General features: G+C 45.5%; 10 protein-coding genes. 3 read left to right on the forward strand and 7 right to left on the reverse strand.

Going from position 1 to position 12,415, the window contains the following annotated elements; translation table 11 throughout:
- Positions 1–3: 3 nt before the first annotated feature.
- The 5 genes from F0U83_RS08500 to F0U83_RS08520 form a co-directional block, all read right to left on the reverse strand.
- The gene (locus F0U83_RS08500) at positions 4–474 is read right to left on the reverse strand and encodes a hypothetical protein (protein ID WP_138987365.1); all 471 of its coding nucleotides are present in this window, start codon (positions 472–474) and stop codon (positions 4–6) included.
- Positions 471–1,187, reverse strand: a complete 717-nt coding sequence (locus F0U83_RS08505) for a hypothetical protein (RefSeq protein WP_138987366.1) — start codon at positions 1,185–1,187, stop codon at positions 471–473. Before F0U83_RS08505 ends, F0U83_RS08500 begins: the two co-directional genes overlap by 4 nt.
- A 190-nt stretch (positions 1,188–1,377) precedes the next feature.
- Positions 1,378–2,469 (reverse strand): hypothetical protein, encoded by a 1,092-nt coding sequence (locus F0U83_RS08510; protein ID WP_138987367.1) that lies wholly within the window; start codon positions 2,467–2,469, stop codon positions 1,378–1,380.
- Between the two features lie 917 nt (positions 2,470–3,386).
- Positions 3,387–4,253, reverse strand: coding sequence for a DMT family transporter (locus F0U83_RS08515; protein WP_246077719.1), 867 nt, complete (start codon positions 4,251–4,253; stop codon positions 3,387–3,389).
- Between the two features lie 32 nt (positions 4,254–4,285).
- Positions 4,286–7,201 (reverse strand): insulinase family protein, encoded by a 2,916-nt coding sequence (locus F0U83_RS08520; RefSeq protein WP_138987369.1) that lies wholly within the window; start codon positions 7,199–7,201, stop codon positions 4,286–4,288.
- A gap of 361 nt (positions 7,202–7,562) precedes the next feature.
- Here F0U83_RS08520 and F0U83_RS08525 point away from each other — a divergent pair, with 361 nt between their 5' ends.
- Positions 7,563–8,015, forward strand: coding sequence for a phasin family protein (locus F0U83_RS08525; RefSeq protein ID WP_138987370.1), 453 nt, complete (start codon positions 7,563–7,565; stop codon positions 8,013–8,015).
- Positions 8,016–8,131: 116 nt separating this feature from the next.
- On the opposite strand, the gene F0U83_RS08530 is transcribed toward F0U83_RS08525, so the two are convergent.
- Positions 8,132–9,343, reverse strand: a complete 1,212-nt coding sequence (locus tag F0U83_RS08530; RefSeq protein WP_138987371.1) for a UbiH/UbiF/VisC/COQ6 family ubiquinone biosynthesis hydroxylase — start codon at positions 9,341–9,343, stop codon at positions 8,132–8,134.
- Between the two features lie 227 nt (positions 9,344–9,570).
- On the opposite strand from F0U83_RS08530, the gene F0U83_RS08535 reads away from it, so the two are divergent.
- Positions 9,571–10,908, forward strand: a complete 1,338-nt coding sequence (locus tag F0U83_RS08535; RefSeq protein ID WP_170221785.1) for an NAD(P)/FAD-dependent oxidoreductase — start codon at positions 9,571–9,573, stop codon at positions 10,906–10,908.
- A 144-nt stretch (positions 10,909–11,052) separates the two neighbouring features.
- On the forward strand, positions 11,053–11,523 hold the full coding sequence (locus F0U83_RS08540) for an LEA/WHy family protein (RefSeq protein WP_138987373.1): 471 nt from the start codon (positions 11,053–11,055) through the stop codon (positions 11,521–11,523).
- A gap of 38 nt (positions 11,524–11,561) precedes the next feature.
- Here F0U83_RS08540 and F0U83_RS08545 read toward each other — a convergent pair whose 3' ends face one another.
- A complete protein-coding gene (locus F0U83_RS08545; RefSeq protein ID WP_138987374.1) occupies positions 11,562–12,317 on the reverse strand; it encodes a DODA-type extradiol aromatic ring-opening family dioxygenase in 756 nt (251 codons plus the stop codon).
- Positions 12,318–12,415: the final 98 nt, after the last annotated feature.

Here is a 12,415-nt window from a genome sequence, read left to right on the forward strand (position 1 = left end):
GGTTTAGACCATATCCACCGTTAATGGCAAACCAGTAAAATCTGCAAACTGCTGGGCAATGTACTTGGCATGTGAGGGGTAGCGTATATTGCTTAAGGCGACCTGCTCGCCGTTTTCACACACCATAACAATTTGATAAGGCAAGTTTTTAGCGCCTCGGCTTATCAAGCGAAAGCCTAACACCTCGTTTAAGTCATAAGTGCGGTTAAAAATCGGATAGAGACTAGAGGCTTTCAGTACAATTTTGCGAGCATCAAGATCAAACCTAACTCGGTAACCAGCAAAGGTTGCATGCCATCCCAATGTGGTAATTAAACCAATCGCCCAAAATGGCAAACCGCCGGGGCTTGCAGCAAAATAGATATTCAACACGCCTACCAACAAAATAATGACACCCAGCCCACTGAGTAGGACATGCGAAAGCAGATATTGCCGATAGGTGGCGCGCTTGGGTGAGTGCACTTTCAAGATCATAACAACACTCCATACTCTACCAGTGCCGCCAGCACACAGAATACGGGGATAGGCAGAGCAAGCTTTAACAGCGCACCACGCGACCAGATAGGAACCACTAAACCGAGTTCAGACATCGGCGTTTCTGCAACGTCTACCGGTGTGTTTGCAGGCACTGATTTAGCAGTAACAGAGGGTGTATCTTCGGCCTGCCAAGGATGCTTATTGGGCCAATCGCTGACTTGCTCAAGCGCTACCACACGAAATTGCTGCTGCAGGTAAGCCATTAACGCCTGCGCATCACTGGGCTGGTCAAACACATACAGCTGGTTCAACAGGCCTACTTGCAACCGGCGATTATTGTCAATTCGGGTTAGCAGGACCTCTACGGTATCTGCGCGCTGTGTATCGCCCCGCTGTGGAGCACGCCACCAAGCAGAGCGCTGCACAAGCACCCGATTGGTTGCCCGATCAAACACCAGCCGATGCGACTGGCAGAACAGATATAGTCCCACCGCTGCGCTGATCATCGCCAGCACACGGTAAAAAGTAGCCTCACTCCCTTCTAACATCACACCTAGCACCAGCGCTTGAGCACATAAAAACAGCACAAATGCACCGCCCAGCTTAATCATCATGCCCTTTTTAGTATGTAGGCTGATGCCAGAGCCATCAGCCATAGGGCGCAGCAGTTTTTTCACCTTTGCGGGCAAAGCTTGGTAGTTTGTGTTCATATTCCTTCAAATTCAGCGAGTTACCTTAAAAGCCCATGATACACGTCAAGACAGCTGGACTAAAGCCGAGCGGAGGCTGGTAGGCCTAGTGAGGTGGACGCTTAGCAGAGCGCCCCACTCTCATACCATTGACAGTAAGGCTCATTTTAAATCAAACAAGCTCACCAAAACGATGAGGACTGCCATCAAATCAGTGTTTCAACTCAACCGACTCAATCCACCGGTAACCAAGAGCCCCTGACTTTTGTGACACATAAACTTTATCTCCTGACGAAGCTCCTACGTATATACTTGAGTCAACACGAATAGATCTTTGAGTGCCCTCATTGAGCCAATCCTCAGTATACAAATAGTAACTAGTTGCACGCCTCCTACTACTAGATGATCTTTTATCGAAAACAGATACTTCAAAAATTTTCGGTTCAGCCGTATCAAAGTCAGCATTATAATCTTTGAGCTCAAAAAAACTGGTAGCAAAACAGCCAAAACCTCCGATTAATAACGCCTCCAATAACACCAGATGTCTTCGAGAGCTGCGCCGCAACAGCAATAAAACACTCCCTATCAACATTGCTAGCAGTAAAGAACCTAATAAAAGCGCATCATAAAAAAGCGTAGCCTCATCAATGAGTACAGATGAATCAAACGCCACTAGGCGCTCAAACTGATAATAGCCGAAGATTCCTAAAGCTGAGCTTATGCCCAAAAGAGCTGCAGCTTTGTAAGTGAAAGGATCCGTCCATGAAGCGTCCTTTTTGTCAGGGATACTCTCTATTTCATTAGACAGCTTATTCAATAGTGGAACAACTTTAGGTACTAGCGCTTGTATGTCATGCTCATCAAACACACTATAGGTCGTAAATTTTATCCAAAGAAGACCAGAATTATGTCGTATTTCCTTAACATAAAAGGTGTATTGATTAACAGCCGAATAAATATCTAGAACGAGCGGTATGATTTTTTCTTTTTCGGCGAGTTGGCGATGCAGCTGTTCGTTATCTGACATGATAAATACAAGATCATCAAACTTACGATCACCCACCTGAAACTCAACAATAAGACCTAAATATTTACAAAGACGATCAAACCAAACCTCTCTTTTAAGACGATAATCGTAACCATTTTTAGAATCTATCCCTATCAAAAGGACATTACTGTATGCAATTTTATAGTCTATATTTTTATAGAACCTATACTCTCCCTCCCAAGCAACATCCAAGTTTTTATAGATTTTATAGGCCGAATATACAACTAAAGAAATTATTCCGAATAAAAACCACATATGCCACATTCCATTGCAACGTAAAAAACATAAAATACAATCAATAAACAAGCATTTATCAGCGCTCGGGGGGGCAGAAAGGGGTTAACCACTTGGAGACGGCTGTTAGAAGGAAGGAATTGTGCTTTACTCCCAATCGCTACGAAAGGAGCCTTAGCTCCTGTTACGACATCTACCACTTTTAAACGGTCTTCCCACATTTGCATATAGAGGGTTGTGCTAAATTTCGCTAAAAGGTGTTTTAGCATCGATTCACTCCCTGAACATTCTCACCGCACGTATTATAGTGTATTCATTCGTTCAAACACATAAGACACTTTATTAATGTAACGCAACTACAAAGATTGGACCTCTGCAGCTTCTGTGATTGAGCAAAAGCCCTAGCCCACAGGAAGGCAAAGGATGAATCCGAAAACAGTGCAAAAGGCGGCCAACCTCATCGTTAACAAAGACAGTAAAACAAGCACTTCACATTAAAAAGCTTTGCTAACATTTTGAAAAAATTACATTAACTATTTTTTCTCTTAGATACAGCCCCTTTCTGTGGGTCGTATCCCAAAACAGCAAGGTAAAAGAACACCGTAAATCCTGCTAATACAACAACAGTGAAGTCACATTCAGCTGCCCATATAAACTAAAGCGAATAAGTTCAACTGCATGAGAAAATGGGCTAACACATTGGCTAACCCGAAAATACGCTCGTTCAACGTCCGGTAGTTGTAGCGCATCACATCGCTGTAGACGATTTCGCGGATTCGAGAATACGTGTTTTCATCTTAAGACCTGTCTGTTGTTTTTATAATGTCTACTAAAAAGCCTTCCTGTGATGCTCTCCCAGAATAGGTATATCCACCTATTTCGACACGTTTTAGGTGATTCAGCAATTACATTTTTGTTCAAACAGGTAACACTTTTGCTCAGCGCCCTCGCGCTCGAATAGCAAAGATGCCCGCGCAACTGATCAGCACAATACCAATACAAGTATGCAACGCTGGGGTTTCGGCAAATAACCACCACCCCAGTAAGGCTGCAAACACTACTGAGCCATAGGTAAAGGCACCTAACTGCCCAGCCGGTGCAAAACTGTAACCTTTGCTAAGCAGCAGCTGGGCCAGCGTAGAGGTGCCCGCCAATAGCGCCAACCACATCAGCTGGGTAGAGTCGGGCGTCATCCACACCCTGAGTGCAGGAATGGCTGCCAGCAAGGTGCTGAACAGCGCAAAGTAAAATACGATGCGTTGTGGACTTTCGCTGCCACTCATACGCCGAATCGTTACTTTGGCTAGCCCACCCAGCGCCGCCCCAAAGATCGCAATCAGGACAGCCATATTCAGACTGCCCTCTTGCGGATTCAACACGGCATACACACCGATAAAGCCCACAAAAATCGCCAGTAGCGTACGGAGCCCTAAGCGCTCGGATAGCCAGAAATAGCCGATTAATGGCATAAAGAAAGGTGCAGTTTGTTTTAACAACGCAGCCATCGCCAATGGCAGATGTGCCCACGAATAGTACAAACAGCTCATGGCGGTTACACCTACCGCTGCCCGCATAAAGTGGAAACGCAATAGATCTGTTTTAATGCCTTGCACGCCTACCCGCATTAACCAAGGCAGCAAAATTACAAGCCCCAATAGATTGCGGAAAAAGACGATACTCTCCGTAGGTAATTCCGTCGCGATTTGTTTAATCACCGTCCCTGAAAGTACTAAAAAAAGCTCGGACAGTAGGATCAACAAAGCGCCTTTGATCAAATTTTCTTGCATCGATAAAAAAGCACCCATAGTGGGTGCTTTTCACTCCTTAAGCTAACGGATTACAGGCTGATAACCTCGAACTGGTCTTTCAGTGCTTGAGCTTTCTCAACACTGGTGACTGCCGCAATACTGGCGTTCTCGGGTAGCAAGTAGTGCTTAGCAACCGTTTTTAGGTCATCCAAAGTGACAGCCAAAATGCGCTGACGGAACTGCTGGCGCTGCTCAGCCGTTCGACCAAACAATGCGCTGTGATAAGCGCCTTTCGCTTCGCCTGCTGGCGAGCCTGGCTTATCAATCGAGCTGACAACACCAAGAATCGCTTCTTCTAATTTGGCAGGGTCATGCTCGGTTTCCAGCAGCCAGTCGATTGAACGGTCGAAATCCTCTAAGGTTTCTCCCAAGCGAGGATCACGGTAGGAGAAGAAACGGAATACTGCCTCACCGCTATCCTGCCCTGCTCCTGATCCATAGGCGCCACCTTTTTCGCGGATGGCTCGATGCAGATAACCGTTACGTAAGAAATCCCCGAGCACGGTTAAAGCGGCTGCATCTTCATGATCGACCGGCACGGTCGGGTAGGCTTTCGCACAAAAGCTCACTTGTGTGCTGGTCGTCCAAAGCTGACGTACCGATTCGCGCGTAGGCGCTAAGCTCATTGGGCTAATCGATGCTGACGGCGCATCCACCCAGCGTTGTTGTAACGCTTCAAGTAATGCCTGCTTCTGTTCTGGTTCAGCAATCAAAAGGAAACGGCGCGGAGCTTGTTTCAGTTTGTTATGAATACCTTTTAGGATATCCGATACTTTGCTTAAGCCTTCATCGCTACTGACTTGCTTATCAAGCTCTTTTATAAACTTGATACTCTCCAAGCCACGAGTCATATGAGCCAATTTACCGCTAGGACTCAGCCCTGCAGCCGCCGCCATAATGGCTAGGCTATGTCCCTGTCCTGTGATGCTCTGCTCTTTGCGGCTACGGCTTTGTGAGATAATTTCCCGAATACGTTTAACTTCATCAAAGCGAGCATCATTCAAGGTTTCGTACAGCAGATCCGTTAAGGCTGACTCATTACGTAACAATGCTTTACCTGAGATCACAAAATAGCCAGCGACATTTTGCTCATCATCCGTAGCCCCTCTAACCGTGGTATAGGCATGAATACCACCTGAGACTTGCACATGATATTGCTGGTTTTCCTGATAGCTACGCTCACCACATCCAAGCTCTGTCATACAGTGACTAAACAACGGCATTAAGCGCTGCTCATCCTCCGTTAGCTCAGGAAGGTCAATTACCACTTGCTGGTACAATAAGCCATTCGTCCCTTGACCAAACCAGTCAACGGTCTGAGCAGCAATCTGACTGATTTCACTCTCAGGGATATGCATAGTGGCAGGTACATCCTGCAAAGTCACTTTCGGCAGAATAGATTCATCATCTTCTTGCAGCTGGCGCGCTTCTAATGCTGCGGTTTGTTCAATAATCGCTTGCTGCTCTGCTTCACTGAGTGATTGGTGAATCGCTTCCAGTCGGGCTTTTTCATCCAGCTCTTTGCGTTTCTCCATGTCACTATCTGGGCGCAAGGTTAAGCGAACATAGTGGGAGTTCTCCAATAGCAACGCTTTGATCATGGAAGGGATGAAATCAGGGTCTTTGACCTCTTGACGTAGCTCTTCTAGCACCGGATCCAGATTCAACAACGCAATCGGGTCACCGCGGTGGATCGCGGATGATATTGACGCCATGATCAGACTCAGCCCATAAGGATAACCATCCCCACTAATCTCACGCTGCCCTAACTCTAACTGGTGCAACTGGGCATCGATCATATCTTGAGGAATACCCTCTTCTGCAACACGCTGTAGTGTATCTAGCACAAGGTTCTCAAACGCCATCGCTTTATCAGGCTCGCTGCCTTCCAATCCACACATAAAGGACATCTGGCGGTTAGAATCTTCTAAGCCACATAAAGGCGACGGGGCAGCTCCCAAGTCGGAAGATTCCAATGCAAAACGCAAAGGCGAAGCACTGTTATCTAGTAAAACACGAGAAAGTAAGTGCGCTTTAAGCTGCTCTTTCAGATCAATAGAGTGACCTAGCAACCACGCCATAACATGATGGGTTTTCCCCGTGGTGTCTTCTTCTGTTAGCGCATAAGCTTCTTCAACTCGTACCGGTGCGAAATAACGCTTTTCATCAGGCACTTCGATGTGGACATCCAGCTTTTCAAAACGTGAGAGCGCTTGAGCTTCGAACCTTTCTTGCAAGGTATCCGCCGGAATATTCCCAAAAGTCATAAAAACTGCATTGCTCGGATGGTAATGGCTACGGTAGAACGCTAGTAGATCGTCATAGCTCAGATCCGTTATTGCATCAGGATCACCGCCACTATTAAAGTGGTATGTAACCGTCGGGAAGAGGTGCTTTGTCACTGTTTGCCACAAGGTAGAAACTGGGGAACTCATCGCCCCTTTCATTTCATTAAGTACTACCCCTTTATAAACCAGCGACGAATTCGGATTATTGGCCTCTTCAAACTCCACGCGATGGCCTTCTTGGGCAAAGTCCAACGGATCCAATCGCGAGAAAAATGTTGCATCCAAATACACGTCAAGCAAATTAAAGAAGTCTTTGCTGTTCTGGCTGGCAAATGGGTACGCTGTCCAGTCTGAACTGGTAAAGGCATTCATAAAGGTATTAAGCGAGCGACGCGTCATCATGAAAAATGGATCGCGTACTGGATAGCGTTCACTACCGCACAGAGCCGTATGTTCAAGGATATGCGCTACGCCGGTTGAATCCATCGGCACCGTACGAAACGCCACAAGAAAGACGTTTTCGTCTTGATCGGCTGCGATATGGTAATGCATAGCGCCGGTCTCTTTATGGCGATATTCAGCCACATCGATGTTCAACGACTCAATCGTTTCTACCCTGATAAATTCAAAACTAGCGTGGCATGGGGTTGAAGACATATTTGCTCTGATTCCTTTTGTCGTCATTACTCTGTCACAAGGTGTGTACAGAATATTATTGAAGCATACGTGAATTGTAACCACTTAATGAGCAGATGCGTATCCAAAATCTTCATTATGCATCTGCGTTATTGAAAGTCACTCACCTTTATATATTGACGCAGATCAATTTTAAGGTGTGTTTTTTTGACCGAAAAGTCATTAAAAATCTTACGTTTATTTAGGTTTAATATTTTTTAGTATTTTTTTGTGCAACGCACAAAAAAAGCATTGACAGATCATTTTATGAACACTATATTAACCCCAAATGTTGCGATGCAACAAAGCATTGAATTAACAGCTGCTGACCGAGGACGTTAAAATGTACGAAGATATGATGAAAGATATGCAGGACAAAATGAAGCCAGTTACTGATATGGCTGAAGTTAACAAGTCTACTGCTGAAAAGCTAATTGCCCTACAGTCTGAGTACCTGACTGACCTATTCAACTCTGGCTTGGCTCAAATGAAAGCCCTGACAGAAGTTAAAGAGCCAAAAGCGGCAATGGAACTTCAGATCAAATACTTTAAAGATCTGGAAGCTAAGTTGACTAACGTTGCTGAAAAAGAGATCGCTACTCTGACAGCGGCTAAAGAACAGTTAACTGAAATCGTTGAAAAAAGCGTTTCTGAATTAGCTGAAGCACCTGCGCTAACTGAAATGACTAAATTCATGCAGTCTACTCAAGAGAAAATTGAAGAGGCTACTAAAGCTTTCACGCCAGAAGCTGCTAAGCCTGCTGCTAAACCAGCACGCAAAACAACTGCTGCGTAATCGAGCGCTCTGTTAAGGAGGCGTCTCCTGCCTCCTTACTCTCTACTCTGGTTTAGTCGTATCTGTAGTCCTAAACCAAAGTTTCTTTTGGCCACACTCTGTGTGGCTTTTTTACATCACTCTTTTGCCAATTTAGGCAACTTACCCTCAAGCCCCATAGCAAACGCCATGACTTTGTTTTTAGCAGGCGTCACTTTACCCGCCAGCCCTAAGCCAATGTTTCGAATGATTTTTAAGGGCAAAATATCATTACTAAATACTCGATAAAACAAATCCATACTCTGCATCATGACAAAGTTATGCTGACGACGCTGTTGCTCATATCTTTTTAAGGTTTCCAATGAGGTGATCGATCGGCCCTCAACCATAGCATCTGCTAACACTTCAGCTAGTGTTGCGGCATCCAATAAGCCAATGTTAACGCCTTGCCCGGCCAACGGATGGATCATATGTGCAGCATCACCAATGAGTGCAACCCCTTCTTTTACATAAGCTTGAGCATGCTGGCGACGCAGCGGAAAGCTCCCCCGCTCCAGTAAGCTTTCGATCCGGCCTAACGTATCAGGAAACGTCGCAACTAATTCAGACATAAAGGCTTGGTCATCTAGCGCGTTCAAGCGCTTTATCTCACTGGGAGTGTTATACCATACCAAAGAGGCTCGATTACCCGTCAGCGGGAGAAACGCCAAAGGGCCTGTTGGCGTAAATTGCTGCCAAGTAATATCTTGCTGCGGGTAATGGGTAATAACAGAAGCTACTAAGGCATGTTGCTCATAGTCCCAACCATGAACACCCATGCCTACCGATTGCCTAACTTTAGAGTACCCGCCATCGGCAGCCACCAACAGTCTTGCAACTAATTGGCGACCATTATCCAGCTCGATCAGAGTAGAGCCTGGAGAAAAATCGATATTTTTCGTCATGGCAGGTGTGATTAGCTCGATATTATCTAGGTTTCGAAGGGAATCGAGCAAAGCTAATTGGATTACCCGATTTTCAACGATATACCCAAGATGGTCATAGTTAATCTGCTGCGAATCAAAAAGTGTTGCTGCGCTTTCTTCACTAAATTCCCACACCTTCATACGGCGATAAGGACAGCAGCGACGTTGCTTTATGCCTTCCCAAGCACCGATCGCTTTTAAGATTCTTTCAGAAGCCACACTTAAAGCTGATACCCGCAAATCATGTTCTTCATCCGGGCAAATCTCTTGGGGTAGACGACTCTCAATCACAGCAACACTTAGTCCACTGCTGCCGAGTGCAGCAGCAAGCGCACTGCCAACCATGCCTCCACCAACAATTACCACATCATAACAAGACTGCATATCCACTCTCTTCGCATATTTTGCTGCATTATAACGGAGTTGCGTAAAGTTACCCACTCAATCACCAGCTGACACATATGTCATACACATGACACAATTATCAGACAAATTTTCTCTTAATAGGCTTTTTAGTGCAGCAATCAACTATATTTTCTTATAAATATTAGCAACTTCTTATTTAAGGCATGAAATTTGCTGTTTGCAAAGCAAACAAGAAAGAGGTTTGTATGATCAATAAAGAAAAAAGGCCTATGAAAAAAACACTAACCCGACGCGCATTTTTAAAGAGTTCTGTCGTTGCGGCTGCAGCGGTTTCTGTAAGCCAAACAGCGCAGGCGACCCAGCTTTCTACTAACGCACACATTGTGGTAATCGGTGCCGGAGCTGGCGGACTTGCTGTCTCCCATCTGCTCAATAAGCTATTAAGCGGCCACTCGCTGACCATCATTGATAAAAAGATGGAGCATCATTACCAACCAGGCTTTACGCTTGTCGCTTCGGGTGTGTACAAAAGCCCCAATAAAGTGATCTCTAACAACAAAGATCACATGCCGGATAATGCAAAATGGATACAAGATAACGTCGTGTCTTTTAACCCCGACAAGAATCAACTTATCCTCAGCAAAGGCGATACTGTCAGTTACGACTTTCTAATCATCGCACCCGGATGCCAACTCAATTACCAGGATATTGAAGGGCTGGATATATCCCGTATCGGTATCAACGGTATCGGCAGTGTCTATGCAGGCCCTCAAGGCGCTGCAGCAACGTGGGCTGCGATACAGACCTTTATTAAAGAAGGTGGCAAGGGTGTATTCACTCGCCCTAACACCGATATGAAGTGTGCTGGCGCTCCCATGAAAGTTACAAACCTAACTGAGCATCATGCGCAGCTCATCAATAATCGCCAAAATATTCAGGTGGATTATTTTGCTCATGACAATACACTCTTCAGTGTACCGGCGTTTGACCAAGAACTTAAAAAGCGGTGGCAACGTCGTAACATCATGCCTCACTATTCTCACGTGCTAAGTGGTATCAATATGGATGCCCGCAAAGCGACTTTTGACACCCCCGATGGCTCAGTCACGGCCGATTACGATTTTATCCATGTCGTGCCCCCCATGAGTGCACCGGATGCCATCCGAGAAAGCGAATTAGCTCAAGAAAGCTATAGCGGCTGGCTAGATGTCGACAAATATACACTTCAACATAAAACCTATCCCAATGTCTTTGGCATCGGTGACGTAGTTGGCACACCCATCGGCAAAACAGCGGCAAGCGCGAAAACCCAAGCTCCTATCGTTGCCTATAACCTTACTGCGGTCATTGCAGGTAAAACACCTTATGAACAGTGGAATGGTTATACTTCATGCCCAATGATCCTAGGCATTGGAAAGGTTCTGCTGTGGGAGTTTGGCTATGAGAAAGTACCTACACCAACGTTCCCTGGCGACCCCAATACAGAGCGCTGGCTCTGGTGGCGAATGGAAACCGACCTACTAGGCCCTCTCTATACAGCAATGATTAACGGTCAACTCCCTGAGTTTGCTCTGCGGGGCTAAACGACTCCTTTTAAAGTTACTCCACTCCGGAAGCTTCCCTCGGCTCTGCCGAGGGCTTTTTGTTCAGGTTCTGTGCTTCTATGGATGCTTACAATCCCGACCAAGACAGGTTACATTGTTGTCAGCTTCTTATTGGAGACCTTTATGCACCCCTCATTACGTTTTCTATTTTTTTGCTTATCTTTTTTCATATTATCAGCCTGCTCAACACTGAAACCGCTAGACTTTGAAGACCCAAGCGTTACCGTCAACTCCGTTCGCGTTATACCCAGTGAAGGGGTAGCACCACAGTTTGAGATCAGTTTACATATCATCAATCCTAACAGCATCTCATTACCGCTTAAGGGAGTCGCTTACAGTGTGAGCGTTGAAGATAAAAAAATACTTACTGGGGTCTCGAATAAACTACCGGTTATTGAGGCTTATGGCGAAGGGGATATCACCTTAAAAGCAAGTGCTAACCTTTTGAATAGCATAAGATTAATTACTTCGCTTATGCAGAAAAACTCAGATAAATTGACATATACCTTAGATGCCAAGTTGGACCTTGGAACGCTCACACCGGATATCAGGATCAGCGAAAAAGGAGAGATCACGCTCACCCCGCCAAGATAACCTGCTGATTAACGAGGGGGAATAACCCCCTTCAGATACTAGAACTGATAACAAGCCATACCCAGATTTCCATAAGTATAGCTGTCATAAACTAGTCGTCCCGGGCAACCTTGACCTGCCGCCGCGGCCACCAACAAAGGGGTTAGGTGTTCTAATGTTGGATGGGCTCTAAAAAGTAATGGCTCTGCAGTCATCAACTCTTGAAGCTTCTGCGTTCCCCCATGTTCAACAGCGGTAGTTAAATGTTGTGTAAATGTCTTAGCCCACGCTTCAGTGACCCCCTGCCTATTCAGGTCTCTTAGATTATGCACACTCCCACCCGAACAAAGGACCATGATACCCTCTTTCCGTAGAGTCCCTAAGAAGTCCCCCAAGGCGATGCAATTGTCCCACTGATCAGGTAACGAGATAGCGATAATGGGGACATTTGCATCCGGATAGATCACTTTTAATGGAACCCATGCCCCATGGTCTAAGCCTCGATTAAAGGTACACTGCACGGCAACCCCTAAATTCGCCAATCTCGACTTAAGATGGTTTGCCAGTATGCTATCTCCTTTGGCGGGATAATTAGTCTGGTAAAGTTCATCCGCAAATCCAGAGAAGTCATATATAAGATCATATTCTGCTTGGCTCGCTATCTTCACCGTGGTGGAAACCCAATGAGCCGAAACAACGACAACCGCTTTCGGAGCAGGATGTGCCAATCCAAAGTCACGAAAGAAGGTTAATATAGAATCATCACTAATAAGTAAGTCCGGTGCGCCATGACTAACAAAAATAGAGGGCTGCATTATTAGATACCTCAATCATTAAATATGTGCTTAGTATCTTTGGCATTACTTCAAAGAACAATCTCCTGTATTATTTAAATACTGTATACATAATGTTG

This window comes from Neptunomonas concharum (assembly GCF_008630635.1).
GTDB lineage: Bacteria > Pseudomonadota > Gammaproteobacteria > Pseudomonadales > Balneatricaceae > Neptunomonas > Neptunomonas concharum.